We start from the raw sequence: 26,867 nt of genomic DNA, 5'->3' as shown, positions 1-26,867 counted from the left end.
AATTGAACAGAAAATTTGCAGGATAAGTCCAGAAATCTGGGGTGCTATCTGTCACTTTTGCTGGATAATACCCCTGATAACGTATCATCCAGCATCTACCATATCGCAACCTCAGCCGCCACACCTGCTCGATCTAGTCAGGCGATCGATCCATCTCAAGTCCTTCAGCCTCAAAACTGAGAAATCCCACGTTCACTCCATCTACGATTCCATCCTGTTCCACAATAAGCGTCACCCAAAAGACATGGGAGTAGACGAAATCAGGGCTTACCTCTCTCATCTTGCAACAATTGCCCCTCATCTCCCATGCCCTATCACCAATTACCCAAACCCGATCGCCCGATTGAATCGCTGAAACCGATCGCTTTTTACTCCTGCTACTGGCGATCGGCTCTGGGCATTGGGTGCTATTGGTGATTTTGACTGACTGACACAACTGACCAACAGTCATCAACTGGTGAATCTGGACTCGTTGATCGTCTGCAAAGGCAAGCGAAAAATTTGTGCGGAACCAGCTAACGATCGGGATCAATAGATTCAGTTTACTGCGACAGCGTTGTGGTGCTGCTGTCGCTACTAGCTCACCGACAACAATACCTCTTCTACAGGTTTTGGCACTTCAATCGGATAAAACCGACTTGCAGAAAAGGCGTAATCTTCACCACTTTCATCAATGACCCGTATCAACCCGTTTGTGCTTGCTTCCTGATCAACAATCACTCTGTATATTTTGCCGACTTCCAATGATGCTCTATAGCCTTCATTGTTCAGGCACACCGCAAACTGATTCGATCGGGCTTGCTCAGTCTTCATAGTTAATCCAGGAACGGTAGCTTGAGTTTGAATTCTTTTTTACCAATTCCATGAGCTTCATACCAGTGGATCTCCGCTAATCGTATCATACCGTTTGGAAGCTGAATCTGGGCGACACCCTTCAACTTTCTCCACTTGCCTCGACCATACTGCTTCTGTAGTCGTGCCCGATCGCGAATTCCTGTTCCTGTAGCAATAACCTCGATATCAGCGATATCACCAATGATCTCAAAGTCCACACAAGTACAATCTGGAAAGGTGCTACTTGATACTAACGTCCTTTATTCCATCTAACGATAAAACTTACCGACAGACAACCTTTCAACATGGGAGTAGACAAAATCAGGATGTATCCCAATTTACGTCTAATGTGAATTGGACAAAAAGGTGGGAGAGGTTGAGAATCGAAGTACCACCTTTGAAGCTCACCTCTCCCATGACTAGCATAGACTTTCCCAGCCTGATGACCACCATTTTTGTTCTGGTAGACGATTGGTATCGCCAGCAGATTGCACCGTTAGACTGCCCCCGACCAGGAGTACAAGCGCAATTGAGTGATAGCGAAATGCTGACCTTAGCACTGCTGATGGACTATCTGCCCTTTCCGGGTGAAACCCAGTTTCTCGGCTTTATGCGTGCCAACTATCTCTGCTGGTTTCCACAGTTGTTGGATCAGAGTCAATTCAATCGGCGCTTACGCCAATTAGATGGGATGCTGGAATCACTGCGACGCAGTTGGGTCGTGGCATTAGGAGCGACCCAGCAAACGCATCTGCTGGTGGACACCAAACCGATTCCCGTACTGGGACTCAAGCGGGACAAGACACGCAGTGATTTTTCTGGCAATGCAACCCCTGGCTATTGTGCGTCGCGCCAGATGTATTACTTCGGCTACAAACTCGCCTTACTCAGTACCTGGAACGGGATTCCGATTGCCTATGATTTAGTCCCAGCCAACACCGATGAGCGGGTTGCCATTGAGTCGCTCTTAGCGGTCGCCCGAGGGTGCACCATCTACGGTGACAAGGGGTTTATCGACCAGGACTGGCAACTCCAAGTGCAGCAGCGCACCGGCAATCAGATTTGGACTGTCTTGCGCAAAAATCAGAAACAGCAGCATCCCCCATCCCTCAATCGCTTCATCTCCAAAGTGCGTCAGCGCATTGAAGGGGTGTTTCATGAAATTCAAAACACTGGACGTAACCCCGAACGCTTGCTCAACAAGACCGTAGAGGGCTTTTGTGTCCACATTGCAGCTAAACTGGCAAGCCATACCCTGCGGTTATTGCTCAAACAGCAGTTTGGCATCCATGTGTTAACCTTCCAACAGTCTTAAACTGCTCTGTCTAATTCACATTAGGCGTAATTTTGCATTTTCATGATACATACTTCACTGGCAGGCAAGATGCCTGCGCTGCGGATATTGATCAATTTGCACAAATGGGATGCTCCCCGAAATCAGGGCTTACCTTCCTCATCTTGCAATCGCTCGCCCTCATCTCCCATGCCCTATCATCAATTATCCAAACCCGATCGCCCAATTGAATCGCTGAAGTCGATCGCTTTTCACCCCTGCTACTGGCGATCGGATTTGGGCATTGGGTGCTATTGGTGATTTTGACTGACTGACACAACTGACACAACAGTCATCAACTGGTCAATCTGGACTCGTTAAAAGTCTGCAAAAGCAAGCGAAAAATTTGTGCGGAACCAGCTAGTGCTGCCCACGGATGCATGGGTGTTATGACGCGAGCGCTCCGACTAGTCAAGCCACCGCAAAACCGGTATGCTGCCGTATTTTAGGATGACGAAAACCTGATACGATATCTTCTTTGCAAACACCTCACTGCACCCAAACAGCCGACAAACGCTTTTTACCAATTTGAAGCGGAAATGGATATGCGTAATCGTCCATCCGGCTTTTTGCAGAGCACGCTTCACCGTATCATTGAAACCTGTTCGACAAGCTTTGTACCGTCTGCATCAACGCAGTGTTATGCTACCGTTGCTAAGATACAGCGGATTCGGGGTTTATGAGGTACAGTAGCAGCAATGTGTAAACCAATTTTTGAGGTGTTCAGGATTCATTAACTCAAGTGCTATTCCGATTAAACCATCCACACCAGATGCAGTAGTTGGAGAAAATAGTCTCAGGAATGCTTTCAATTGTGACCACCAATGCTCAATGGGATTAAATTCAGGAGAATAGGGCGACAAATACAAAACACTGGCACCTACTGATTCAATTAAAGGCTCGATTGCTTCAACTTTATGAGCAGGCAAATTATCCATCACCACTACTGCACCCTCCCATAACTGCGGCAGCAGGAAATGCTCGATAAAAACTTTGAAGGCATCGCCATTGACTGAACCATCTAGTGTCATGAGAGCCAACACCTGCTTGCAACTGATGCCCCCAATCACACTCACCTTTTCACCTCGATAGTAGGGCTTAAAGTCATACGCTCTATCGCCTCGATTGCTTCTAGCATGGGTACGGGTCAACCCGAGTAGAACTCCCATCTCGTCTAGAAACACCAGGTTCTCTACCTCGATGGGTTTGACCTTCTCCCAATACTCTACTCTCAGCTTTTGCACCCGCTCTGTGTTCGCTTGAGTGCTGCGTAAGGTCTTTTTTTTCGCGTGAGTTGTTGTTTTTGCAAGGCACAGCACATGACACTGCGACAGACCCAAACGTTGTATTGCTCTCCAAAATACTCGCAATATTCTGCTAAAGTTGCGTCAGGATGGCTTTGTACCATTGCAGTTAATTCGCTACCGTACTCATCTAACTGTCCCTTCATTGTTCCACCTTGCTTCTTGGGTGCCAAGTGTCCCTGAGTTTTCTTAAGGAGGAGCAGCTTTTGGACATAGCTTTTCGCAACGCCAAACTGAGTGGCTACTTTTCTAATTGAAGTATCGCCTCTCTCATAAGCATTAACTATTTTTTCTCTCAAATCAACGGAGTAGGCTTTCATCGGGATTCTTGATACCTCTAATCTCCTTTTAAGTGTACCTCATATACCTCGAAAGTGCTGTAGGTTAGAACGGCTCTCTTAGGGATGACAAAAATAGATTTGCTTTACAAAAGTCTCATCCGAACTTTGTCATCTTCGACAACGCTGAAATGTCCAGCCCAGTCGTCTCGTAGGGCGATCGCCGCCACTACCCTTTGAGCTACTACCGCGCTGGAGGGTGCTGTAATCCGAAACAGAATAATACCGCTGGCAGCAGGAAGTTTTGTCCGAAAAGCAAGTTCGCCAAAATCTTTATCAAAAGTCAGGAGGATGCGGTCTTCTGCTTGGGCACGACGCAATACTTCGGGATCAGAAATGCCAGGGGATTCTGTACGAATCCAAACCACGTCATGTTCTTGCTGGCGTAATGCTTCTACAGCATCCAGAGGAAAGTTCTCGTTGGCAAGGAAGCGCATGGACTAGACCGGAATGGCATAAACTTTTTCGGACTTGAGCATAGCACTGGCATAGCTGAGGCAGGCTTGGATATCTTCAAGGCTGATACCGGGATAATTGCGAAGGATTTCATCGGTACTCCAGCCTTGGGCAAGAAGGTCAATGATGAATTCAACAGCAAGGCGAGTACCTTGGATGATGGGTTTACCAACCAGGATATCTGGGTCAAGGATGATGCGAGTTTGCAGATCCATAAACAAACCTAAAGTACGTTGTCTTTTTCATTTTAGGGTCAAGAGCAATTTTGGCATTCGCTTGCACCAATGCTAACGTCATTAGCTCCGTTACAAAAATTTCGTGCGATTATGCCCCTACCGATAATACATTCACCGTCACAAGTGCAGAATAACACTCCTATTTTTCAGAATTATTTATCAGCTCTGCGGGATAACACCCTGCTTTTAAGAAATTAAACAGAAATTTTGCAGGTTAAGTCTGGAAATCTGGGGTGTTATCCGTCACCTTTGATCGTTAATCCTGGAGATTAGGAGTGTTATCCATCACTTTTGCAGGATAACACCCCTGACAACGGTATTATCCAGCATCTACCCTGTCGCAACTTCAACCGCCACGCCTGCTCAACCGAGTTAGGCGATCGATCGCCCCTCATCTCCCATTCCCTATCAAATTAATTAATAATTTCTCCTGTATTGTTGGCTAATTTTTCACGCCATTTTTGAAGTTCCTCAGGTGTCTGCCTCACCCAGTCTGTTACTTCGCCAACGATTTTTAATGGTGCTTGGGAGCGATAGGAGCGTGTTGGATTGCCCGGAAATTTTTTGTCTGTGACATTCGGGTCATTTTCAAAACTTCCCGTCGGTTCAACGATATAAACCCGTTCGCGTCCATCGCCTTTTGCTAATGCAGCAGCCAGTCCCGCTCCATTAACAAGGGCTGTAAAATAAATATGATTCATTTGGAGTCCAGATTTATAGTTAGAATTCCCCCCTGCGGTTAGCAAATCGCCAACCTGCAAATCTGCTTTCGTCCCATGATAAAAAGGGCCTTTGTCAGAAGGTTGATCCTTAAACGAAGTGGCTAATTCATAATTCTTTTTTGCCTCGTCAGGATCGTTTAAGTCCTCATAGCATTGAGCAATATTTGAATATAGAGAAGGGAAAGCACTCTTGACTGTATCATTATTGATTTTTAACGCAAACTGCAAAGCCGTTTCGAGCCAACTTAATTTGTCGGTAACATTTTTTTGATGTCGGGCTACATAATGAGCTGAAATAAATTTTTCAAAGTCGTATGTTGCTTCGTTCCAGGCTTGAAGAAATAGTTTACTTGCTTCTTCAGGTTTGCCTTTTTCTTCCATGCCCATACCTTGAAGACAAAGCTTAACAACATTGTTGCTTGGGTTGAATTCCATAATTATTTTGTCTCCTAGTTCTCGCAAGATCTATTGAGTTGCTTGTCCTGAGTCTGTTAAAGCCTATGGCAACTACCGTCAAAAGTGCGGGATAACATCCCCGAACGTTTTATCCCTAAAGTGGCTGCACCGATCGCACGAATCGCTGAAGTTGCCGACTTTCTAATTCCAAAACTCGGCGGGCAAAATCAGGATCGTGGTCGAGTAAATCATCAAAGGTATCGACAGAAATAGCCAGAATTCGAGTTTTTTCGCTATCGGCAACGATCGTATTTTCTGAGTTGCTGTGGGCTAAAACCTCCAGCTCATCTAGGGTTTGACCAGGATGAAGCTGTTCCATCCGAACCCCAGATTCCGTTTGGTAGTGAATGTTGGCATCACCTTCAATGAGCAGCAATAACTCTCGACAGGTATCTCCGGCTTCTGTGATCAGGTCTCCCTGGCTGTAGGTTCTCACCTCTGCTCGATCGACAAGGGCAATTAATGTGTCACTCTGCATTCGGTGGAAGAAGTCGCTATTAAATAAATAGACCAATTTCTCCAACGTTGGGAATTCGCGCAGGGATAGATTTGCTGTTGATGATGAGTGCCAGGACAGTAACCGATCGATCGTTTCCTGAACTAGATGGGTACTGAACTCGTGGCGATGATTTTGAGCGATCGCCTGACTGCCTTCTGCATCCAATTGAGCAATCATATAAAGTGCTGCCGCCTGAATCATCGGATTTTGATCCTGGAGCAGGGCTTCTAGATGCCCCAGAATCGCTTCAGTGGAGAATTCCAACGAACAGGAAACAGGGGTTTCTCCCGGTTGGGTCAAACAGTACAGAATCTCTGGCGGCAGGCGATCGCCCCAATGCTCCTGGTCTAACAGTTCTCCTAAAACAGTCGGGGAGGCTTGCTGTAATGACTGTGCCAGGGACAACGCTGCCGGATCAGACTGGAGCAGTTCCAGGGTTTCCAGCAGCGATCGCACAATCAGTTCTTTTTTATGACTGATGTTTTCTCGCAGCAGGGTTAATACGGCTTTGTGCTCATGCAACATCGGTTGATTGAGCGCACGGTAACACTCGATCAAGCTGGGGAGTTGTGTGAGCAGAAACTCTGCCTTTTTGACACGACTGGCATTGACCGAAAATCCACTCAAAATCCACTCTTCTTCCTGGGGCGTGATGGAATATTGGCGGCGCAGAGAACGAACAGCGTCTGAATCTTGCCATGATAATTGCTCAAGTCCGGTGCGATTAGGCTGTTTGCTTTGCAGCAGCATTAACCGCTCCAGGGATTTACGGTAGCCGCTCAAGCGAATCTGATTTTCTAAGCTGCGCTGGCGATCGGGATTGAGCAACTCTGGATCTTCAACGCCCAATTCCTCCAGCACAATGCGGTGTTCGTCATCGGTAATGCCTAGCTCCTGACGCATTTGCTGCAAAATGTCCAAACTGCTGGCGTAGTTCACATAGCCTTCTTCCAGCGATTCTCGCACCACTCCCTTGTAGGCCTGATGTCTTTTCTCGCGGGTAAAACCAGGAAGCACCTTGGCTAACACATACACCTCGTGGGTATTGAGATCGCTCAGTGCCCGGCCTTCCAAAAACTGGGAAACATTAAGCTGCAATTTCTCCAGCTGTTTGCGGAACCGATTCGCCAGATTTTCACGAGAATAGAGTTCAGGGCTGCGTCGCCAGGTTTTGTAGAGCCAGAGGGTACTCAGCGTCACTAACCCCAGGTCGTAGAGGTATTGCACCGTCCAGGGGAAAAGCTGTACCAGGGGACGACCGGCAAAAATAAAGAAGAAGTTGAAAATACCAAAGGTACACAGGGTAAAGATGCGATGGCGAATGGTTTCGATCGTCCAGTTTGTCTGATGTCGCCGACTGTGGGCTTTAGCCCGTTTTTCGATCCACCGTCCTGCCCAATACCCGATCGCCGTGCATGCTCCCAGCACCAGCGGCACCGCAACCAATTTCGGAATATTGATAGCCTGCCCAAACAGGTAAAGTCCAGGGTCAAACAGCGCAGCCAGCTGATCATGCCGCAACCACGCCCCAGAGAAGTAATAGTCCCAGTTGCCTGCATAGAGATAGTAATAGACAAAATAGCCAATCACCAGGCCCACATAGCCATAGTAGAGAAATACGGTTTCGGGTTTTTTCAGGCTATTCCAATAGGTGCGCTCCGCGTCAATGTCGATGCAGGGATTTTGACAGGCAACACAAGCACTCTGCTCTTTGCCATCGGGCAGCACCGTGCGGCACATGGATTGCGTCACGAGTTGCTCACTCATGTGGGCTTTGCTACTCAACAGGCCCCCGGTTCACCGTAGATACTTTGCACCGGAGCCATAGGGCAAAAGTACTGACACCAGGACTTGCCACCGTAGAAGTAGCCAACGGCGATCGCCGCTGCCACTGTGAACAATAACCAACCCGCTAGCACCAGGCGATCGGCATTGAAAAACAAAATTCGCCCACACAAGCCTGCAAACAACCAGCCAAATTGCAGGTAGGGATAGTTGCGACCCAGCCAGGAATTCGAGTCAACCTTTGCCAACTCATAGCGCACCTTGCCCGTCTTTTTGTTCTCTCGTTTAAATTGCCGTTGCCATCCCAAAGCGCGGGGAATCTGAGATAAAAACGAGAGCGGACAAATCCGTCGCCATAGCTCATGGCCAAACACCAGCAAAACAAAGATGGCAGCGGGCACAATTGCTCCCCAAAAGAGGGTTGTTCCTAACGGATAGGGTTGTTCAGCCAGGCATTCGCCCTGCACCTCTATACAGGTATCCGGGAGCCGCAGGGGACTCCAGGGATGATCGGGTACAGTGAGTGCTGATGTCCAGGGGTCATAGAACAGGGAGGCAATGATCAGAAGCCAACCAACAGTCAATACCCAGCGAACCCAGTGCATTCGCCGCTCTGGCAGTTGTGCAAACATAAATCAGCCCCTTCTCTCTGGTCTTCATCAATTATGTGCCGAAGACTATCAAGTTTCGCCATTGATTTTCTCTGGGCTGGCTATTAGATTTCTCAGAACTCCATGTCATCCTGAATTTGACAGTTCATAAACTAATTGCCCAATCGCGTTAACCGTTCGCTGGATTGAATTATAGTGCGATCGCAAGGACTCCTGGCAACCCCCTGTTTTAGCGCGTCGGCTCTGGCACTGGTGAATGATTCTTTGTGTTTTATGATAGAAAGATGCAAAAGCTCACGATCGCCCGACCTGACGACTGGCATCTCCATCTACGCGATGGTGCGGCACTGAAAGCGGTTCTGCCCCATACGGTGCGGCAGTTTGCCCGCGCGATCATCATGCCGAACTTGAAGCCTCCGGTACGCACGGTTGCTGATGCTGCGGCCTATCGCGATCGCATCCTTGCAGCCATTCCAGAGGGCCGATCGTTTGAGCCACTGATGACGCTTTATCTCACTGACAACACCAGCCCCGAAGAAATGATCGCGGCCAAAGAATCTCAGTTTGTCAAAGCGGTCAAATATTACCCAGCCGGTGCAACGACCAATTCAGACTTTGGGGTGACGGACATTCGTAAGTGCGATCGCGTCTTTGAAGTGATGCAGCAGGTTGATCTGCCTTTATTGCTGCACGGAGAAGTGACCGATCCAGATGTGGATATGTTTGACCGCGAGAAAGCGTTTATCGAACGGCATTTGATCCCCCTGAAGCAGCGATTTCCTGACCTGCGCGTGGTGCTGGAACACGTTACCACCTCAGATGCTGTGCAGTATGTCCTGTCTGCCAATAACATCGCTGCAACCATTACGCCACAACATTTGTTATTTAACCGCAATATCCTATTCCAGGGTGGTATTCGTCCCCATTTTTATTGCCTGCCCATTTTGAAACGTGAGGAGCATCGCCTGGCTCTTTTGCAAGCAGCAACCTCCGGTAATCCTAAATTTTTTCTGGGCACCGATAGTGCTCCCCATCCTCGCAACGGCAAAGAAAGTTCCTGTGGCTGTGCGGGGTGCTATTCGGCCCTACACGCGATGGAGTTATACGCAGAAGCGTTTGAGAGCGTTGATGCCCTTGATAAACTTGAGGCTTTCGCCAGTTTCTACGGGCCAGATTTTTATCAACTCCCGCGCAATACCGAACAGATGACTTTAACCCGAACGACCTGGCGTGTTCCCGATGAAGTTCCCTTCACTGAATCTGGACTGGTGCCCTTACGGGCAGGGCAGGAGATGACGTGGCAAATGCTTGATACCAGCATGGCAGAAGCGAACTTGCCCTGATCTGCACTCTCAATTGCGATCGCACCGAGTTCACCCATTTGATTGGGAGTGATTTGAGTGATTTGAGTGATTTGATCGGCCTTTTTCCTTTAATTCTGCCAGCATCTTAGGCGGGCCTAAATCCGCTAACTCATAACCTTGAGGATAACTCCGTTGCGGTTCATCGCTGTAGAAACTAGGAGTTTGACGAGGGGGAAAGTAGTGGAGTAATCTTCCACGAGTTTGCAGCAATTGCTCTACAACATATCGCTGCCACGGTTGGGGAGATGGAAAGCCAAACGCCTGGAGCATGCGATCGTCCATGATGGCGCAAACCAACGGTTGAATCAGGGGTCGTAGGGGTGGCGGGAACCAACTGAGGAAAAGTTTTAAGGTAGATTCTCCCACTCGTTGGTTGGCTGCGTTGTAACGAAAATGTTCACGCTCGTATTCCAGATTGTATTGCTCAAAGGATTCATAGGTACTGGGGATTTCTTGAATTCCCATTTGTTGCCCTACAGAAACCCAGAAGTAAAATAAAGCCCGCTTTTCTAATTGGCTTAACTGCCGCCAGCCAAACCGCTCAATCCATCGCACAGGCTCATAAATGAAGGTGGAGAGGACATAAAGAAAATCGGCATTGCGAATGGGAAAATGACCATGAATCTGATTCATGCGTTGAATCACGGACTGCCCCCTGGGAGTGTCATGCCCCAATTTAAGGAGCAAAGATACCATCAACCCGGTATCGTCATAGCGTTTTTGGGGACGCTGGTGAAACTCAGCGGTGCGATCGAGGAGGATGGCAATGCTGGGTACGCAAAAGGTACGAAATAAGGCGATTTCCAGGGCGCGAGTGATATCCCAGGAAAATTCATAGCCTGCAAGCTGCCTGCATATTTCACAGTTATCCCGCTCCGGGTCGAGCTGTTGAATCGCGTGAAAACGCTCAAATCGCTGCATTGAGAGCCTCTCTTTTCAGTATTAGCGATCGCTTCAGTTAATGATGCCACTTCTTGTGTCAACACCATTGACGTAAACTCCCTGTGGCAATACGAATGAGATACCTGACCACTCACAAATTACTATCTCCAGGTTTCAGTCAGAGTGCTTATCACCCAGGTCAATCAACATTCATCAAAGCCATTGAGAATATAGTCCTGTAAAGTTAGACGATAGGGGCCGATCGCCACGGGCTGACCCATCTGAACCGTACAATCCTCCCATTGAGGTTCACCGGATTGCACTGCATTCCCAGGTTCGATCGCTTCTTCGTTGAAAAGCTCTGCCGGATTTTGTTTTGCCGGATTTTGTTTTGCCGGATGTGGATTGATCTGATAGTGAACCAGAGCCACATCAAACCGACAGGGTAAAGTCGCCAACGGTGGATGCGCCGAGAGAAATAACTCAGCCGCCTGCCAGAGCTTTTCCCGCTTCTTAGCCGTTATGGATAACAGTCCATTCGCATCCCAATTGCGATCGGTACGGGCTTTGACTTCCACAAATGCCAGAGTTGCAGGGGATGACAAAAACCGAACTACCAGATCCAGTTCTCCCCAGCGACAACGCCACCGCTCCTGTAAAATTTCGTAGCCCTGCTCAACCAGCCACCGAGCCACAAACGCCTCCGCCAAACGTCCCACTGTTTGATGCTGCGGTGTGTGGGACTGGGATGAACGGGGCGATCGTCTGGGTGAAGTACTCACAAAAGGAATCCAATAGCGTGACGTTCAAGTAGTAGTATCAGAATAGACCACTTAAATTTAATCAATTTAATCAATTTAATCAAAGTAACCTTTGCGTGTTTTGACTGAATTCAGTATGGTTCGCAGGCGGTGTTTCATGATGAAGTCCGATCGCATCACAATTTCCCGTATTGTCTCAAACGCTCTATTTGGGTTGGGTTGCTGTGTTCTGGGACTTCTGCTAATGTTCTGTACCTTTTCCGCGCCCCTGGCTGTGGCAGACAACTACACGAAAGAATTTCTGGTAGATGCAGATTTTTCTGGTCAAGATTTAACCGACTCCAGTTTTACCAAAGCCAATTTGCGAGGAGCCAATCTCAGCCATACCAATCTGCAAGGGGTCAGCTTTTTCGGCGCAAACTTAGAGGCAGCCAATCTGGAAGGGGCGGATTTGCGGTTTGCCACCCTGGATTCTGCCCGTCTGGTGGATGCTGATCTGACGAATGCTGTATTGGAAGGAGCGTTCGCCTTTAATACCAAGTTCAATCGAGCCACGATCGACGGAGCAGACTTCACCGATGTGCTGATGCGTCAGGATATGCAGGAACAGTTGTGCGACGTTGCTAAGGGGGTGAATCCGATCACCGGACGGGCTACCCGCGATACGTTGGAATGCTTCTAGTAGAAGCGAGCGTGAATTGAGCAACCGTAGAGCGGGCATCTTGCCCGCGCAGGCTGGAAGCCTGCACTACGAAAGGTGGGCGTATTGCTGCCGGGGTCTACTAGTTGGGAAATGGGTGAGGAACATCTGAGGGAGTTCAGTGTCATAAAAAACAACCCATCGATTTGGGTTTTGAATGACCGATGCCTCAATTGCAGGAAGGGGGCTGCTCAATCTAACCTGCAATTGAAACAATGACATCGGATGACGCAAGGCACATGATTTCGATCGTGTGCCTTTTCCGTGTCCTGGACTAAACGAAAGGGCGGGCAAGATGCCCACCCCACAAGAGTTACAGGGAGCATGTCACGTTTGCAAGTCTAACCCTCATCCCCTAACCCCTTCTCCCAAACGGGGAGAAGGGGAACCGGATCGAAGTCCCTCGCCCTTGGGGAGAGGGATTTAGGGTGAGGGCAACAAAAGTGACATGCTCCCAGAGTTACAGCTTGGTTTTCCCCGGGTTAACGAGCAGTTACCAGGACTTTACCTGTGGATTCAGTTTGCTCTTGCAGGCTAGCCAGGATCAGATCCATATTTTTCTTGGCATCGCCAAATAGCATCCGCGAATTGTCTTTGTAGAACAAGGGATTATCGACCCCGGCATAGCCGCTGGCTAAACTGCGCTTCATCACCACCACCTGCTTGGCTTTCCACACTTCCAGCACCGGCATTCCCGCGATCGGGCTACCCGGATCTTCGATCGCACTCGGATTCACCGTATCATTGGCTCCAATCACCAGCACCACATCGGTTTCAGGAAAATCTTCGTTGATTTCATCCATCTCCAACACGATGTCGTAGGGCACATTCGCCTCTGCCAGCAGCACATTCATATGACCCGGCAACCGTCCAGCCACCGGATGAATCCCAAACCGTACATTCACACCCCGCTGCCGCAATAGCTTGGTGATATCAGAAACGGAGTGCTGAGCCTGAGCCACTGCCATGCCATAACCCGGAGTAATGATCACACTCTTCGCATCCAGCAGGGCTTCCACCGTTTCGTCGATCGTGGTTGATACAGCCTCTCCAGTGGTAGCAGTTCCCCCCTGAGCTGTTGTCCCACTGCCTGCACCAAAGCCACCCAGAATCACGCTGATAAAGTGACGATTCATCGCTCGACACATGATGTAGCTGAGGATCGCCCCACTGCTGCCCACCAGCGCCCCCGTAATAATCAGCAAGTCATTGGAGAGCATGAACCCTGCCGCTGCTGCCGCCCAACCAGAGTAGCTGTTGAGCATAGAAATCACCACGGGCATATCTGCACCGCCGATCGCCAGAATCAGGTGAATCCCCAGCAGCGAAGCCAGTCCCGTCATGATCAGCAAAGGCGTTAACCCTGCCGGACTTTCCAGCGCCATGAATTGTACGCCCAGGGCGATCGATCCAATTAGTAGACCCAGGTTCAGGGCATGGCGAGCGGGCAGCATCAACGGCTTACTGGAAATCAGCGTCCGCAGTTTACCAAAGGCAATGATAGAGCCGGTAAACGTCACCGCCCCAATGAACACGCCAATGAAAATTTCCACTTGGTGAATCGTCGCTTCCGCACCCGTCAAGCCATGATCCCCTTGCAGGTAGTTGGCAATGCCCACCAAAACAGCCGCTGCGCCCACAAAGCTATGCAGGATCGCAACCAGTTCTGGCATGGAAGTCATGGCCACGCGAGAAGCCACGATCGCCCCAATTACCACACCCGGCACCACTGCTGCTGCCAATATCCCGTAGCCAGAACCCGTGACGCTGGCCGCTGCGGTCGCCCCCAGGGCAATCAACATCCCGATAATGCCGTATAGATTCCCGCGTCGAGCCGTTGCCTGATCGGACAAACCCCCCAGGCTCAGGATAAACAAAGCACTTGCTGCAATATATGCAACGGTCAATAAATTATTCATAGGTTGTCCAAAAAAGATTGCTGAACCCAAAGTTGGTTAAATGAGGCGAGCAGGATGCCCAACCCACAAGCAGGCAAAAGCTGGCTAAACCGGGCGGGCAGGATGCCCACCCCACAAGCAGGCAAACGTCAAAAGCGAAGATAGAAGGTCTTTTCTCCCCAGTTCTCAGTCCCCAGTTCTCAGTCCCCAGTCCTCAGCCCTCAGTCCTTCCCTACTTTTGAAACATCTTCAACATCCGCTGCGTTACCAAAAATCCGCCAGAGATATTGATCGTGCCGATCAAAATGGCGATCGCCCCCAAAATCGCGGTTGCAGAATGAAGGGAACCAGAAATTTCCAGCATTCCACCAACAACAATGATGCCGCTAATTGCATTGGTCACACTCATTAAGGGCGTATGGAGTGCCGGTTTCACATTCCAGATCACCTGCCAGCCGACAAAGCAGGCCAGGACAAACACCGTGAAGTGAGACAGGAAGGAGGGGGGAGCGGTTAAGCCAATGCCCACTAGGGCTGCGCCTAATAGTAGCGGAACCAGGAATTGATTGCCTTTGGAGGGTTGAGCAGTTTCTGCCACCGCAGGCTGAACGGGAGCCGGGGCCGGAGTGGGGGGAGGGGGAGGTGTACTGGGCTTCGGAGCAGGATAGGTGATTTCGCCATTGTGGGAGACTAATGCACCACGCACCACTTCATCCTCGAAGTCCACTTTGTAATGCTCTGCACCGCCCATGTCTTTGAGTAAATGACAGAGATTGGTGCCATAAAGCTGGCTGGACTGGTGGGCCATGCGGCTGGGGAGATCGGTTAGTCCGACAATCGTAACTCCGTGGTAGCGATACACCTCGCCTGGTTTTGTGACTTCGCAGTTGCCCCCCTGCTCCGCCGCCATGTCTACAATCACAGAGCCTTCCTTCATGCTTTCCACCATGTCTTTGGTGATCAGCAAGGGAGCTTTTTTGCCCGGAATTAACGCCGTGGTGACAATAATGTCTACCTCTTTCGCCTGAGCCGCAAAGAGTTCCATTTCCGCTTTGATGAACTCATCGCTCATCACCTTGGCGTAGCCGCCTTCCCCAGAACCATCTTCTTCAAACTGCAATTCCAGGAATTCTGCCCCCAGACTCTGCACCTGCTCCTTCACCACGAGGCGAGTGTCAAAGGCGCGAACAACGGCTCCTAACCCTCTGGCAGTCCCGATCGCCGCCAATCCAGCCACTCCAGCCCCAATCACCATAACTTTGCCCGGTGGCACCTTTCCAGCCGCCGTAATTTGCCCTGTAAAGAACCGGCCAAAACAGTTGGCTGCCTCAATCACTGCCCGATAGCCAGCAATGTTGGCCATGGAACTGAGGGCATCCATTTTTTGGCCCGACTAATGCGCGGTACGCTGTCCATCGCCAGCACGGTCGCCTTTTGAGCCGCCAGCTTTTGCAGTAGTTCTGGATTCTGTGCCGGGTAAATGAAGCTTATTAGGGTTTGCCCGTCGTGGAGCAGTTCGGCTTCGTGCTTGCCCAAGGTGGTATGAAATTCGGGCGATCGCACCTTCAGAATAATGTCGGCTGATTCCCAGAGAGTAGACGTATCCGAAATGAGCGCGCATCCTGCCTCCCTGTATGCATCATCTGGAAAATTTGCTGCTTCCCCCGCTCCGGTTTCTACAAGAACGCGAAACCCCATTTTTTGTAAAAGTTTTGCGGTATCTGGAGTCGCAGCCACGCGACACTCGCCCGGATAAATTTCTTTGGGAATTCCAACACTCATCCCTGTTTTCTGTTCCATGTCAGCTGTCAGGGTTGTATTCGTCGCTTGTTCAACTGCGATGGTCATGAAAGCTCCTTCAGTTCGATCGATTTCGCGGATTTCAGCTGTTGAATAGGTTGGAAATTAAAGCCGACATTGAGAGTCGCTGACGTTATATCCGCCCATAGCAAAGTATTAAGAAAAGTACCATGAGCAAGCGTCACGATTCTGAATCACTGTCGTACTTCATCTCGTCAATAGTTATCATTCAATGTGTCCAATGTATCTGAACCAACGTGGGAAATGCCATATCGTTTTGTTGAATTTTGAGTGAGCGATCGAATCGATCTGACATTGTGCAAATCCAGTCAGGCTGAATCTAAAGATTCAATAGTACCCTTGTGTACCAGCATGTCTGCCTCCTCTTACTTCATCCTATAACCTGCTTCTGTTATCCCTGGAGGGATGGCAAATTTATGCAGAAACATTACTGCATCGTAAGGGGAAGTTGGGCAGAGGCGGTCCTTTTTTAGCTTGTCTTTATAGATTCCCTTAATACCACTAAACCAACGAAACGAACCGTAATTCAAATTTTCCTGACTTCTTTGAGATTTATGCAAAAACGATGAGTTAAATCGCATTTCAGTTGTGTTTTGATTGCGTTTTATTTAGAGTTGTGAATAATACCCCGAATGTAAATAATGTGTGTTAACGCGATCGCATTTCTTTTCTAAACAAACACTGAGTTTTATTAGCCTCTGTAACAAAATGCCAAACAGTCCCCGATTGAAAACACTAGAATGATCGATGGGTGGTTCGGCTCTGTCTACATTCGCTTCATTGCAGAAATCCCCTCAAATTCTGATGGGAAGCGGATTGAGCATTCCAGATGAGTGCATTGTGGAGTTTTGTTGCTTCAATTCAGACTGGTTCATGAGCCACTATCTAACCCATCGCTGGTCTATAGGCCAGTCAAACAGGAGGATGAGATGGCAATTGCAACGATTAATCCGGCGACAGGGGAAATGCTCAAGGAGTTTACCCCCCTGACGAATGAAGCGATCGAGCAACGGTTAGCAAGTGCCCAACAAGCCTTTGAACAATATCGCTATACCTCGTTTGCCCAGCGGGCGGAGTGGCTGAATGCGGCTGCTCAAATCCTGGACGATCGCAAAGCGGAATTTGGACAGATCATGACCCTGGAAATGGGAAAACCGATCGCCGCTGCCGTTGCGGAGGTAGAAAAATCCGCCTGGGTTTGCCGTTACTACGCTGAACATGCGGCTCAGTTTTTAAGCGATTTGACCATTGAAACCGATGCCAGCCAGAGCTTTATCCGGTATCAGCCCCTCGGCGTGATCCTGGCGGTGATGCCCTGGAATTTTCCCTTCTGGCAAGTGTTTCGCTTTGCAGCTCCCGCCCTGATGGTGGGGAATGTGGGGATCTTGAAGCACGCCTCTAACGTGCCCCAGTCTGCCCTGGCGATCGAAGAAGTGTTCTCGAAAGCTGGATTTCCCCAGGGAGTGTTTCAGACTTTGCTGGTAGGTTCAGATCAGGTGGCGCAGATTGTTGCAGACGATCGCGTTAAAGCCGCCACCCTGACGGGCAGTGAAGCCGCCGGAGCCAGCCTGGCCAGTGCTTGTGGTCAACAGATCAAAAAAGTGGTTCTGGAATTGGGGGGCAGCGATCCATTTATCGTGCTGGACAGTGCCGATCTGGAAGCGGCTGTTTCTGCGGCCGTGACGGCCCGTCTGATTAATAACGGCCAGTCCTGCATTGCCGCTAAGCGATTTATTGTGCAGGAATCGATCGCCGCTGCCTTTGCCGAAAAAATGACTGCGAAGTTTGCCGAATTAAAGGTGGGGGATCCAATGAACCCGGAAACGAACATCGGCCCCCTGGCAACCCCCGATATTCTCAACGATCTGGAAGTTCAGGTGCAAGCCTGTCTGCAACAGGGAGCCAGGGCCCTGATCGGCGGCGATCGCTTGTCCACATCCCCCCAGGGCAATTACTACCTGCCGACGGTCTTAACCGATCTGCCCCCGGACTGTCCGGCCTACCAGGAGGAGTTTTTTGGCCCCGTTGCCCTGCTGTTTCCGGTTCCCGATCTGGATACCGCGATTCACCTGGCCAACAGCACCTCCTTCGGACTGGGTGCGAGTGCCTGGACGCAAAACGCCGATGAGCGCGATCGGCTGGTGAATGAGCTAGAGGCGGGGTGTGTGTTCATCAATAGCATGGTCAAGTCTGATCCGCGTCTACCGTTTGGCGGCATTAAGCGATCGGGCTATGGCCGGGAACTGGGGGTGGAAGGCATCCGCGAATTTGTCAACATCAAAACCGTTTGGATCCAGTAGCGTGACTCCAGCTAGCCCCCTTCACTCTACAAATGACTCACAACATCGGGACAGGAACCCGCTCAATCAGAGGGAGAACAAATTTTATGACAGACATGAATACGGCCGAACTGCTAGTGCAGTGTTTAGAAAATGAAGGCGTGGAATATGTCTTCGGGCTGCCGGGAGAAGAAAATCTTCATGTGCTGCAAGCCTTGCGCAACTCATCAATTCAGTTCATCACCACGCGCCATGAGCAGGGAGCAGCCTTCATGGCAGATGTATACGGACGATTGACGGGCAAGGCGGGCGTTTGCCTATCCACCCTTGGTCCGGGGCCACGAATCTGATGACGGGCGTTGCCGATGCCAACCTCGATCGCGCTCCCCTAGTCGCCATTACCGGGCAAGTGGGCACCGATCGAATGCACATCGAATCCCATCAGTACCTTGATCTGGTTGCCATGTTTGCCCCGGTGACAAAGTGGAACACGCAAATCGTCCGTCCCAGCAACACCCCCGAAATTGTCCGCAAAGCCTTTAAGTTAGCTCAAAGCGAAAAACCCGGAGCGGTTCATATCGATTTACCTGAAAATATCGCGGCCATGAAGGTGGAGGGAAAAGCCCTGAGAACCGATGGTCGAGAGCGGGTCTATGCCTCCTATCAAAGTATTCAACGGGCAGCCGAGGCGATCGCCAGAGCCGTCAACCCGATCATTCTGGTGGGTAATGGAGCAATTCGCGGCCATGCCAGTGAAGCTTTAACTGAATTTGCCACCCGGCTGAATATTCCAGTTGCCAACACTTTCATGGGCAAAGGGGTGATTCCCTACACCCATCCCCTTGCCCTCTGGAGTGTTGGACTGCAACAGCGAGATTACATTAACTGCGGGTTTGACCACACCGATCTGGTGATTGCAGTGGGTTACGACCTGATTGAATATTCTCCCAAACGCTGGAATCCTAGCGGTGAAACGCCGATCGTCCACGTTGGACAAATGCCGGCTGAGGTGGATAGTAGCTATATTCCGATTGCCGAAGTGGTGGGAGATATTTCCGACTCTCTCTACGAAATCCTGAAACGTACCGATCGCACCGGCAAGCCCGAACCCTATGCGATCCATCTGCGCCAGGAAATCCTCAAGGACTATGGAGACTACGTAAATGATGCGGGATTTCCCATCAAGCCCCAAAAGCTGCTCCACGATTTGCGTCAGGTGCTTGGCCCGGAAGATATCGTCATTTCCGACGTGGGAGCCCACAAGATGTGGATGGCGCGGCACTATCACTGCGATCGGCCCAACACCTGCATCATCTCCAACGGTTTTGCCGCCATGGGCATTGCCATTCCAGGGGCGATCGCCGCGAAGTTAGTCGCGCCCAAGCAGAAGGTTGTGGCCGTTACTGGAGATGGCGGTTTCATGATGAACTCCCAGGAGTTAGAAACGGCGCTGCGCATCAAAACCCCCTTTGTCACAGTCATCTTTAACGACGGGGGCTATGGCTTAATTGAATGGAAGCAGATGAACCAGTTTGGCGAATCCGCCTTTGTCCACTTCAGCAATCCAGACTTCGTGCGGCTGGCGGAAAGTATGGGGGTCAAGGGCTATCGCATTACCTCCTGCACCGATTTTGTCCCGACCCTGAAGGAAGCCCTGAACCAGGATGTGCCTGCTGTCATCGATTGCCCCATAGACTACCGCGAAAATCTCCTATTCAGCCTCAAAGCCGGAGACTTAAGCTGCGAACTATAGCGGTTAGCTCCCCCCACTCTAGTTCCTCCTCTGGTGGGGTGGGCATCCTGCCCGCCCATTCCTCCTGACCCATTCAACTTGTAACTGCTCTATTCTTGTGGGGTGGGCATCCTGCCCGCCCATTCCTCCTGACCCATTCAACTTGCAACTCCTCTATGCCCCAACCGATCGCTCCACCCCCTCCGATCGCCAAACAAGTCCTGACGGTTTCCCTGGAATCCACCCCCTATCAAGCCGCCTACTGGGAGCAGGGAAGTGGTTCCCCCATTCTGTTTCTGCATGGCTTCATGGGACGCAGTGAATCCTGGCAACCCCTGGTTGCTCATCTGGCAGACCACCATCGCTGTATCTGTCTGGATCTGCTGGGCTGTGGGGAATCTTCTAAGCCGATGATTCGCTACGACATTGCTAAATTAGTGGCCTTTGTGCGGGGATTTGTGGAGGCGATCGGCAGTCATCCCGGTGCGATCGTCGGACATTCGTTGGGGGGGTGGGTCGCTGCGGCTTATACGCTGAACTATCCGCAGTCCGTTAACCATTTGATTCTGGCTGCTCCCGCTGGAATTCGGGATGATAGCTTTTGCGGTCGGTATGACCATCTGCGTCCCCTGCTCTGGCAAACTCCAGGGGTGGATGCGGCTCTGTGGCTGATGCAGCCGATCGCCCTCTTACTGAGAAAAAACCAGGATCTCCAGACCATTCGCTGGATTCGCCGTGAGCTGAACGCCCAACCCGCCCCTCGCTCGTTCCTGCTCGATCGAATGCGCCCCGAAGATGCGATCGACACGGTCGAAAAAGAGATCCATCAGTTGCAGATTCCTACCCTGGTGATTACGGGCGACTGCGACGAAACCATTCCCCTCTGGCACAGCCAAACCTACGCCGACCAGATCGCCGATGCCCAGTTGGTGATCCTGCCTGGAGCAGCTCATAATCTTCCCCAGGACTACGCGCCCGATCTGGCAACCCATATTCTGCCCTTCCTGAACGCCCAAACGACAAAGAGTGCCACATCGCTGTAGCACTCCATCGATCGGGTAGACGGTCAAACGTTAGGAGAGTTAAACCGTACGGAATGGTTCAACCGAGGCCGGTGAGCAATACCCACCCTGCCGTTACGACCCAGCTATTTCACCACTCCTGACAACTCCTTCGTCTCAGCCCCCAACACCGTTGGCGTTGAAAGGGGGAGGTTCAGATGGAAGGGTTGCGCCGCTACGACCGGCAGAGAGTTCCGCACCTCGGCGGTGACTGCCACCGTTTTGACATCGTAGGTTTGAGTTGCCAGCTTGGGATAGAACCCGATGCCGATGATGGGAATCAGGAGACACAGGGCGATGAACGCTTCACGCGGATTGGCATCCGTCAGTTTGTAGCTCGATGCCAGCTCCTTGTTTTCCTGTCCATAGAACACAGTACGCAGCATGGACAGCAGGTAAATCGGAGAGAGAATGACTCCCACCGCCGACAGCAGGATAATCACAGCCTTAAAGGTGGTACTGTAAACATCGCTGGTGGCAAAGCCCAGGAAGACCGCCAACTCACCCACAAAACCGCTCATTCCCGGCAGTGCTAATGAAGCCATCGAACCGGCTGTGAATAGGGCAAACACCGTGGGCATTTGCTTGGCCATGCCACCCATCCGATCCATCATCAGGGTATGAGTCCGATCGTAGGCCACCCCTGACAGGAAGAAGAGGCTGGCGGCAATTAATCCGTGGGACACCATTTGCAGAACTGCCCCGCTCATTCCCAGGTCTGTGTAGGCTGCAATACCAATCAGCACAAACCCCATGTGGGCGATCGAAGAGTAGGCCAAATGCCGCTTCAGATTGACCTGGGCAAAGGCAGTCAGAGAAGCATAGATGATACCAACCGCCCCCAGTACCGCCAATGCAGGCGCGAAGTAAACATGGGCATTCGGCAACATTTCAATATTGAAGCGAATCAGGGCATAGCCCGCCATCTTCAACAGTACCCCAGCCAGAATCATGGACACCGGGGCCGGAGCTTCGCTGTGGGCATCGGGGAGCCAGGTGTGAAGGGGGAAAATCGGTAGCTTAACCCCGAAGGCGACCAGAAGCGCGGCATACATTAATAGCTCGAAGCTGAGGGAATAATCCTTCAACCCCAGTTCTTGCATGTTAAAGGTGAAGGTATCTCCGTAGAAGGCCATGGCCAGGGCAGCCACCAGAATGAAGATAGAGGCGATCGCCGTGTAGAGAATAAATTTCGTTGCAGCATACAAGCGTCGCTGGCCACCCCAGGTGGCAATCAACAGATAGACCGGAACCAACTCCAGTTCCCACATAAAGAAGAACAGAAGCACATCCTGGGCTACGAAAACGCCAATCTGAGCACTGTACAAAGCCAGCATCAGGACGTAGAACAGGCGAACCTTGTGCTTAATCTTCCAGGAGGCAAAAATTGCCAGCGTCGTTACCAATCCGCTCAAAATGACCAGCGGCACAGAGAGTCCATCCACTGCGACAGACCAATTTAGCCCAATTTGCGGAACCCAGGCATAGGTTTCAACGAGCTGAAAGTCGGGACTGCTGAAGTCATACTGCTGCCAGAAGGCATAGATCATGGCAGCGAATTCAGTCAGGGCTACCGCCAGAGTATAAGAACGAACCGTTTTACCGTACTTGTCTGGAAGAAACGGAATCGGCAGAGCGGCCAGTAGCGGAAACGCAATCAGAACAGTTAGCCAGGGAAATTGCATACTCATCATGAGAGCCTACCCAAAAGAGAATGAAACAGAAGATTCAGGCTGCGAACTAGAGGAACAAGCAGCAACCGATCGCTCAGTCTGTCAAAACACATCTCTAGCGTGAGACTGGAGGCTAGAGGCTGGACATTCTCGAACCTGGCTAAAGCAAGATGCGAGTCGTGCAGTTGGTGGCCAATCCTATTAATCCCGTGATTAATCGGCTGTAAGCTTACGCCTCTCCCACTAAAATTTGGCTTAACAGACCAAGTCATTGACTGAAATACCCGATCAGTACAGTCGGACGGACTAGGAATATGTACCTAGCTTTCCTCTATTGACCAGGATACCTCATTTGTTAAGTTAAATTAACTTTCGTGCAGTAAATCTGGTGTTTCTTTGGAAAACATTTCGTTAGATGAAGCATAGATAAACCTCTAGAGAGCCTCAGGTGCTTCCCAGTCAAAAGCTTCAACCACCTGGGTCAAAGTTGATTTAGTCCAGAAAGCACAGGGGTGGCGACGATCGACCTTCGTAATATTAGTTTACAAACTTCAAAAAGGATTTTCCGCAGTCTCTGCGATCGAGTTTGTCAAGAAATCCTGGCAAACAGGACAAACCCACGGAGCCATCCAGCCCTTTGGTCACTCAATTCTTTAAACGCGCACAGCCGCAGCTCCTGCTTCCCTTTGATAAAAAAAGCCAGCCCCAATAGGGCTGACCTGATTAGATTCACAGGAGTGGATATATCAATGACCGATTGAAACGCCAAGCCGATCAATATACTCGATCGAGATTAATCGATCGATTAATCTCGAGTGCTCACTAAGGCTGGGTAGGAGTATCTTGGGGCTCCGTGGGCGCAGGCTCAGTTGTATTCGGCGCAGTCGTTGGTGGGTTGGTTGGCTGCGGTTCAGCTGTAGCGAAATAGAAGATGGCAGCCAGGATACCGATGATCGAAGTCAGGAGAACCCCCAACAGTAAACCGATTGCAATGTTGTTACTGCGGTGCACTTCCTGAATGTCACTCCGATAGTACGGATCCACCGGGCGATCGTCAGAATAACGGTTTCTGCGGGTCAATCCGCGCGTCGATGAAACCTCCGTTGGATTAGCAGGTCGCCGGTCTACGGAACGATCCACATCGGTTCTTACAGTTGGATCATAAGGACGGTCTACGGAAGCATTTCTGGTTGAATAACTAACAGGTTCTTCACCTGGCTCGTAATAATGCCGTGAGTAAACCCGATCTCCGGAGCGATCGTACATATCGTCGGAATTGGGATAATCCCGCGGGTTGTTGTAGGGATCATCATATGACCGATTACGAAAATTATGATTATCAACCATGAACACCATCCTCCTAGTTCATTAGTAGAGCGTTTAGTCAGAACGTTAAACCGTTTTTTAACCTTGATACCCGCGCTTATCTGCAACTTTTTCCAAACATCTTGATGGAAACTTCTAGCTATTGCCGCACTATCTTCAGTTGGAGTAGTGCCAACAACCTGCAAATAAACAATGCATTCGCTTAGTTAAAAGATTAGCGGTCTTGAATTCAAAACTACTCTGCCAATGGAGGGGAAAACTGGCTCTATCGCAGGGCTGAATTGATTGACAGATCAGGCTTTGGGACGGCAAATTCCGAATACAGAGGTATAGCCGTGTAAAAAGGTTGTATCACCAACGGGGCCAATTTCTCCACTGCAAAAAAAACCGCTGATTGGCACAGGAACATATTGATTAAATAAATGGGAATCGAAGTTAGGCTGCTGATATAATCCTTCGCCTCTACCCAGGCAAGCAAACATCAGTGCTCCTATGGGAGAAGACATTTTCCGCTGGGATTGATAGCGGATCAATAAACTTCTCAGATCGGCTTCTGAAGCTTGAGCATCTCGCAAATGAAACTGAATACGTTGACCAACGCGAATTCGATCGCCAATGGCAATGGCTCCTGTCCGTGGATCAACCCCCAGTAAATTCCGAATAAGAAAATCCCCCTGCTCCAGATTTTGCTTAAATGCGCTCTGGGCAACTCCAACAAATAAGGCTCGCTGGGCTAACTGGCGATCGGCTTCATCCAGGGTTTGAATCAGGTTTTGGAGGACTTCCAGTGGGGTTTGGGTCAGTCCACAAGTCATAGAATCGCTCTGGGATTGTTCTTCGAGCTGCGTCAGAATATTGCGCTCTGCTTCCGCCACACGGTAGGGCTGACCAATCGGGCGGCATCCCTGCGCCACGATCGTTTCCAGGACAATATTGCCCATTAATGCCACGCCAACCGTACCGCCGCGAAGACGTTCAGCATCCAGAAATAAGCCACCGTATCCGGTCATGGGGTTCATTCCAGCCATCCCACCGACTTTCACAGCATCGGGGTAGGCAAAATCTAGGCCTTGCAACAGCTCATTGATTCCAGAGGATGCTGGATCGGACAGCAGAATAAACTGGGGATTGTCTTGCGGGTCAACTCCCACCAGCTCAATCCAGTCCGCAGGTGGACTATCCAGATCGGGCAGGTGCTCGGTATCAATGTGGAAAGTTTGCACTTGAACATCGGGGAGATGGGCCAGCGTTAGACTCACAGCCGCTTCTTCCTCAATTTCCTCGGCTTGTCCTCCACTCATGCCAACCACTCCACCCCCGCTACAGCCCACCAGGGCAGGCACTGATAGATGCTTCCGTAACAAAGGCATCACCCGCGTATATTCACTGGCAAAGGCGGCTGAAATAAACACTAAGCCCAAGTCTGCATCGGTTTGGAGTTGTGCCTGTGCCTCTGTCACAACCTCTTCGATCGCCGCTTCTAGAGAGGGCCGAGTTGAGAGCGCGTTTGCCCACTGCATAGAGTTCATCATGGATTCAACCAAAACTGAGGATTTGCTACAAGTTTGCTGTGAAAAGTTTTTGTAAAAGTTCCGTAAAAAGATTAGCGAGCGGCTATTATCCGGTAGATTAGATTTTTTAATTCAAAATTCAGTCTTACTTGTGGATCTTACCGCTTGAGGGACTTTGCCGTTTCAGTAACCCGGTTTTAGTAACAAAATTCACAAGCAACGAGCCGTTTGCCGCTTACTATGGAAGATGAAAGTAAAATCCTAATAAATGGATTAAATTTTAGCCCTCCTCCACCATCTCATGCGTTAGTAGTAAGGGGTGAGTCAGAAACCATTCTACAGGGTGACTTGGCGGTGCTTCCGATTGAGTTACTCTGGAATGTGAAATGTTCCGTACCTTAATCGAATCGATAAAAAACAGGAAGTCCATGAGCAACAATATCCAAGATCAAATCGACAGAGAGCGTTCTGAAGCGCGTGTAGTATGTGACACGCAGGGATCCGAGTCTTCGGAGTGTGCTGCTGCTTGGGATGCGGTCGAAGAACTTCAAGCAGAGGCATCTCACCAGAAGCAGAAGGCAAAGCCGTCAAAGACCTCCTTTGAACAGTACTGTGATGCCAATCCTGACGCAGATGAGTGTCGGGTTTACGACAACTAAGTCTTTTTTCAGAAAACTAGTGTATTAGGCTAGGTTTTAAGGTACGGGCATCCGCAAGGGTGCCCATTAATTTTGGTGTTTATGGGCGACTTACCGATACCAACTTCAGGGTTCACTCTTCCTGATCCCTTCATCCATCCTCTCACCCTGGGGCTGCCCAATGCAGATGCAACTCGTCAGCTCGGCATTTCCCTCGGAAAAACCTTGCCAGCAGGCAGTATTCTCTTGCTGGAGGGCAATTTAGGTAGCGGCAAAACGACACTGGTGCAGGGAATCGGTCAGGGATTGGGGATTAAAGAGCCGATCGCCAGTCCCACCTTTATCCTGTTGAACGAATACCCGGAAGGACGAATTCCGCTTTATCACTTCGACCTGTACCGCCTGGATCCGTCCGAAGTAGAAGCTTTATGCCTGGAAACCTACTGGAGCGGTGGAGAATATCCCCCTGGCATTGTGGCGATCGAGTGGGCCGATCGGCTGTCCTATATTCCTCCCAATGCCCTTAAGATTCAGCTTACTTATACAGCTTTGGGGGAACGGGAGGTTTGTTTGAGGAGGAGTGAGGAGTGAGGAGTGAGGAGTGAGGAGTGAGGAGTGAGGAGTGAGGAGTGAGGAGTGGGGAGTGA

Annotated in this window: 23 protein-coding genes and 3 pseudogenes; 9 read left to right on the top strand and 17 right to left on the bottom strand. The window is 50.2% G+C overall.

Features of this window, described 5'->3' with window-relative positions; translation table 11 throughout:
• Position 1: 1 nt before the first annotated feature.
• On the top strand, positions 2-355 hold the full coding sequence (locus ACM1PF_RS09730; protein WP_416676607.1) for a site-specific integrase: 354 nt from the start codon (positions 2-4) through the stop codon (positions 353-355).
• 221 nt (positions 356-576) lie between these two features.
• On the opposite strand, the gene ACM1PF_RS09725 is transcribed toward ACM1PF_RS09730, so the two are convergent.
• Both ACM1PF_RS09725 and ACM1PF_RS09720 read right to left on the bottom strand, forming a co-directional pair.
• Positions 577-813: a hypothetical protein gene (locus tag ACM1PF_RS09725; RefSeq protein WP_416674280.1), complete on the bottom strand. Its 237-nt coding sequence runs from the start codon at positions 811-813 to the stop codon at positions 577-579.
• A gap of 2 nt (positions 814-815) precedes the next feature.
• Positions 816-1,052, bottom strand: coding sequence for a hypothetical protein (locus ACM1PF_RS09720; RefSeq protein ID WP_416674279.1), 237 nt, complete (start codon positions 1,050-1,052; stop codon positions 816-818).
• Between the two features lie 197 nt (positions 1,053-1,249).
• On the opposite strand from ACM1PF_RS09720, the gene ACM1PF_RS09715 reads away from it, so the two are divergent.
• Positions 1,250-2,149: an IS982 family transposase gene (locus ACM1PF_RS09715; RefSeq protein ID WP_416670324.1), complete on the top strand. Its 900-nt coding sequence runs from the start codon at positions 1,250-1,252 to the stop codon at positions 2,147-2,149.
• A 429-nt stretch (positions 2,150-2,578) separates the two neighbouring features.
• Here the strand turns inward: ACM1PF_RS09715 and ACM1PF_RS09710 are convergent.
• The 7 genes and pseudogenes from ACM1PF_RS09710 to ACM1PF_RS09680 form a co-directional block, all read right to left on the bottom strand.
• Positions 2,579-2,647 (bottom strand): annotated as a pseudogene (locus ACM1PF_RS09710) (XisI protein); the annotation flags it as partial.
• 197 nt (positions 2,648-2,844) lie between these two features.
• Entirely contained in the window at positions 2,845-3,411 is a 567-nt protein-coding gene (locus tag ACM1PF_RS09705; protein ID WP_416666323.1) for an IS630 family transposase, read from the bottom strand.
• The gene (locus tag ACM1PF_RS09700; protein ID WP_416666324.1) at positions 3,399-3,791 is read right to left on the bottom strand and encodes a helix-turn-helix domain-containing protein; all 393 of its coding nucleotides are present in this window, start codon (positions 3,789-3,791) and stop codon (positions 3,399-3,401) included. Before ACM1PF_RS09700 ends, ACM1PF_RS09705 begins: the two co-directional genes overlap by 13 nt.
• A gap of 104 nt (positions 3,792-3,895) precedes the next feature.
• Complete coding sequence (locus tag ACM1PF_RS09695; RefSeq protein ID WP_416674278.1) at positions 3,896-4,246, bottom strand: DUF5615 family PIN-like protein; 351 nt, start codon at positions 4,244-4,246, stop codon at positions 3,896-3,898.
• A gap of 3 nt (positions 4,247-4,249) precedes the next feature.
• Positions 4,250-4,480, bottom strand: a complete 231-nt coding sequence (locus ACM1PF_RS09690; protein WP_416674277.1) for a DUF433 domain-containing protein — start codon at positions 4,478-4,480, stop codon at positions 4,250-4,252.
• 434 nt (positions 4,481-4,914) lie between these two features.
• Positions 4,915-5,604 (bottom strand): NAD(+)--rifampin ADP-ribosyltransferase, encoded by a 690-nt coding sequence (gene arr, locus ACM1PF_RS09685; RefSeq protein ID WP_416676606.1) that lies wholly within the window; start codon positions 5,602-5,604, stop codon positions 4,915-4,917.
• Positions 5,605-5,773: 169 nt separating this feature from the next.
• Positions 5,774-8,595, bottom strand: a pseudogene (locus ACM1PF_RS09680) (cyclic nucleotide-binding domain-containing protein).
• 263 nt (positions 8,596-8,858) lie between these two features.
• Between ACM1PF_RS09680 and pyrC the strand changes: the two are divergent.
• Positions 8,859-9,917: a dihydroorotase gene (pyrC, locus tag ACM1PF_RS09675; protein WP_416674276.1), complete on the top strand. Its 1,059-nt coding sequence runs from the start codon at positions 8,859-8,861 to the stop codon at positions 9,915-9,917.
• Positions 9,918-9,947: 30 nt separating this feature from the next.
• On the opposite strand, the gene ACM1PF_RS09670 is transcribed toward pyrC, so the two are convergent.
• Together ACM1PF_RS09670 and ACM1PF_RS09665 are read right to left on the bottom strand one after the other, a co-directional pair.
• Positions 9,948-10,859: an oxygenase MpaB family protein gene (locus tag ACM1PF_RS09670; RefSeq protein ID WP_416674275.1), complete on the bottom strand. Its 912-nt coding sequence runs from the start codon at positions 10,857-10,859 to the stop codon at positions 9,948-9,950.
• 164 nt (positions 10,860-11,023) lie between these two features.
• On the bottom strand, positions 11,024-11,602 hold the full coding sequence (locus ACM1PF_RS09665) for a YraN family protein (RefSeq protein ID WP_416674274.1): 579 nt from the start codon (positions 11,600-11,602) through the stop codon (positions 11,024-11,026).
• Between the two features lie 223 nt (positions 11,603-11,825).
• Here ACM1PF_RS09665 and ACM1PF_RS09660 point away from each other — a divergent pair, with 223 nt between their 5' ends.
• Positions 11,826-12,263 carry a pentapeptide repeat-containing protein gene (locus tag ACM1PF_RS09660; RefSeq protein WP_416676605.1) on the top strand — a complete coding sequence of 146 codons (438 nt, stop codon included), beginning with the start codon at positions 11,826-11,828 and terminating at the stop codon, positions 12,261-12,263.
• 500 nt (positions 12,264-12,763) lie between these two features.
• On the opposite strand, the gene pntB is transcribed toward ACM1PF_RS09660, so the two are convergent.
• The 3 genes from pntB to ACM1PF_RS09645 form a co-directional block, all read right to left on the bottom strand.
• Positions 12,764-14,200 carry a Re/Si-specific NAD(P)(+) transhydrogenase subunit beta gene (gene pntB / locus ACM1PF_RS09655; protein ID WP_416674273.1) on the bottom strand — a complete coding sequence of 479 codons (1,437 nt, stop codon included), beginning with the start codon at positions 14,198-14,200 and terminating at the stop codon, positions 12,764-12,766.
• A 211-nt stretch (positions 14,201-14,411) separates the two neighbouring features.
• Positions 14,412-15,542, bottom strand: coding sequence for a Re/Si-specific NAD(P)(+) transhydrogenase subunit alpha (gene pntA, locus ACM1PF_RS09650; protein WP_416674272.1), 1,131 nt, complete (start codon positions 15,540-15,542; stop codon positions 14,412-14,414).
• On the bottom strand, positions 15,512-16,027 hold the full coding sequence (locus ACM1PF_RS09645) for a hypothetical protein (protein ID WP_416674271.1): 516 nt from the start codon (positions 16,025-16,027) through the stop codon (positions 15,512-15,514). Before ACM1PF_RS09645 ends, pntA begins: the two co-directional genes overlap by 31 nt.
• 902 nt (positions 16,028-16,929) lie before the next feature.
• On the opposite strand from ACM1PF_RS09645, the gene ACM1PF_RS09640 reads away from it, so the two are divergent.
• The 3 genes and pseudogenes from ACM1PF_RS09640 to ACM1PF_RS09630 all read left to right on the top strand — a co-directional run bounded on the left by ACM1PF_RS09640 (position 16,930) and on the right by ACM1PF_RS09630 (position 21,054).
• Positions 16,930-18,300 (top strand): NAD-dependent succinate-semialdehyde dehydrogenase, encoded by a 1,371-nt coding sequence (locus ACM1PF_RS09640; protein ID WP_416674270.1) that lies wholly within the window; start codon positions 16,930-16,932, stop codon positions 18,298-18,300.
• 95 nt (positions 18,301-18,395) lie between these two features.
• A pseudogene (locus ACM1PF_RS09635) lies at positions 18,396-20,032 on the top strand (acetolactate synthase large subunit).
• A 155-nt stretch (positions 20,033-20,187) separates the two neighbouring features.
• Positions 20,188-21,054, top strand: a complete 867-nt coding sequence (locus ACM1PF_RS09630; protein ID WP_416674269.1) for an alpha/beta fold hydrolase — start codon at positions 20,188-20,190, stop codon at positions 21,052-21,054.
• Positions 21,055-21,158: 104 nt separating this feature from the next.
• Here the strand turns inward: ACM1PF_RS09630 and ACM1PF_RS09625 are convergent, their stop codons facing one another.
• The 3 genes from ACM1PF_RS09625 to ACM1PF_RS09615 form a co-directional block, all read right to left on the bottom strand.
• Entirely contained in the window at positions 21,159-22,766 is a 1,608-nt protein-coding gene (locus tag ACM1PF_RS09625) for an NAD(P)H-quinone oxidoreductase subunit 4 (protein WP_416674268.1), read from the bottom strand.
• Between the two features lie 801 nt (positions 22,767-23,567).
• Positions 23,568-24,092, bottom strand: coding sequence for a hypothetical protein (locus ACM1PF_RS09620; RefSeq protein WP_416674267.1), 525 nt, complete (start codon positions 24,090-24,092; stop codon positions 23,568-23,570).
• A 272-nt stretch (positions 24,093-24,364) separates the two neighbouring features.
• Positions 24,365-25,603: an FIST signal transduction protein gene (locus ACM1PF_RS09615; protein ID WP_416674266.1), complete on the bottom strand. Its 1,239-nt coding sequence runs from the start codon at positions 25,601-25,603 to the stop codon at positions 24,365-24,367.
• 407 nt (positions 25,604-26,010) lie between these two features.
• Between ACM1PF_RS09615 and ACM1PF_RS09610 the strand changes: the two genes are divergently transcribed.
• Positions 26,011-26,241, top strand: a complete 231-nt coding sequence (locus ACM1PF_RS09610) for a Calvin cycle protein CP12 (protein ID WP_416674265.1) — start codon at positions 26,011-26,013, stop codon at positions 26,239-26,241.
• Positions 26,242-26,322: 81 nt separating this feature from the next.
• Positions 26,323-26,811, top strand: coding sequence for a tRNA (adenosine(37)-N6)-threonylcarbamoyltransferase complex ATPase subunit type 1 TsaE (gene tsaE, locus ACM1PF_RS09605; protein ID WP_416674264.1), 489 nt, complete (start codon positions 26,323-26,325; stop codon positions 26,809-26,811).
• Positions 26,812-26,867: the final 56 nt, after the last annotated feature.

The sequence above is a fragment of the Egbenema bharatensis FJBBOT/2019 genome (assembly GCF_048077055.1).
In the GTDB taxonomy this organism is placed as follows: domain Bacteria; phylum Cyanobacteriota; class Cyanobacteriia; order Elainellales; family Elainellaceae; genus Egbenema; species Egbenema bharatensis.
Note: the sequence above shows the minus strand (reverse complement) of the source record. Positions and strands in the feature narration are given on the sequence as shown.

Bases quoted from the DNA above. Each gene is read 5' to 3' on its own strand.
- ACM1PF_RS09615 (WP_416674266.1), bottom strand. From the start codon at position 25,603: ATGATGAACTCTATGCAGTGGGCAAACGCGCTCTCAACTCGGCCCTCT.
- ACM1PF_RS09725 (WP_416674280.1), bottom strand. From the start codon at position 813: ATGAAGACTGAGCAAGCCCGATCGAATCAGTTTGCGGTGTGCCTGAAC.
- ACM1PF_RS09660 (WP_416676605.1), top strand. From the start codon at position 11,826: ATGTTCTGTACCTTTTCCGCGCCCCTGGCTGTGGCAGACAACTACACG.
- ACM1PF_RS09700 (WP_416666324.1), bottom strand. From the start codon at position 3,791: ATGAAAGCCTACTCCGTTGATTTGAGAGAAAAAATAGTTAATGCTTAT.
- tsaE (WP_416674264.1), top strand. From the start codon at position 26,323: ATGGGCGACTTACCGATACCAACTTCAGGGTTCACTCTTCCTGATCCC.
- ACM1PF_RS09695 (WP_416674278.1), bottom strand. From the start codon at position 4,246: ATGCGCTTCCTTGCCAACGAGAACTTTCCTCTGGATGCTGTAGAAGCA.
- arr (WP_416676606.1), bottom strand. From the start codon at position 5,604: ATGGAAGAAAAAGGCAAACCTGAAGAAGCAAGTAAACTATTTCTTCAA.
- ACM1PF_RS09670 (WP_416674275.1), bottom strand. From the start codon at position 10,859: ATGCAGCGATTTGAGCGTTTTCACGCGATTCAACAGCTCGACCCGGAG.
- ACM1PF_RS09620 (WP_416674267.1), bottom strand. From the start codon at position 24,092: ATGGTTGATAATCATAATTTTCGTAATCGGTCATATGATGATCCCTAC.
- ACM1PF_RS09610 (WP_416674265.1), top strand. From the start codon at position 26,011: ATGAGCAACAATATCCAAGATCAAATCGACAGAGAGCGTTCTGAAGCG.
- pyrC (WP_416674276.1), top strand. From the start codon at position 8,859: ATGCAAAAGCTCACGATCGCCCGACCTGACGACTGGCATCTCCATCTA.
- ACM1PF_RS09645 (WP_416674271.1), bottom strand. From the start codon at position 16,027: ATGACCATCGCAGTTGAACAAGCGACGAATACAACCCTGACAGCTGAC.
- ACM1PF_RS09715 (WP_416670324.1), top strand. From the start codon at position 1,250: ATGACTAGCATAGACTTTCCCAGCCTGATGACCACCATTTTTGTTCTG.
- pntA (WP_416674272.1), bottom strand. From the start codon at position 15,542: ATGGCCAACATTGCTGGCTATCGGGCAGTGATTGAGGCAGCCAACTGT.
- ACM1PF_RS09640 (WP_416674270.1), top strand. From the start codon at position 16,930: ATGGCAATTGCAACGATTAATCCGGCGACAGGGGAAATGCTCAAGGAG.
- ACM1PF_RS09630 (WP_416674269.1), top strand. From the start codon at position 20,188: ATGCCCCAACCGATCGCTCCACCCCCTCCGATCGCCAAACAAGTCCTG.
- ACM1PF_RS09625 (WP_416674268.1), bottom strand. From the start codon at position 22,766: ATGATGAGTATGCAATTTCCCTGGCTAACTGTTCTGATTGCGTTTCCG.
- ACM1PF_RS09690 (WP_416674277.1), bottom strand. From the start codon at position 4,480: ATGGATCTGCAAACTCGCATCATCCTTGACCCAGATATCCTGGTTGGT.
- pntB (WP_416674273.1), bottom strand. From the start codon at position 14,200: ATGAATAATTTATTGACCGTTGCATATATTGCAGCAAGTGCTTTGTTT.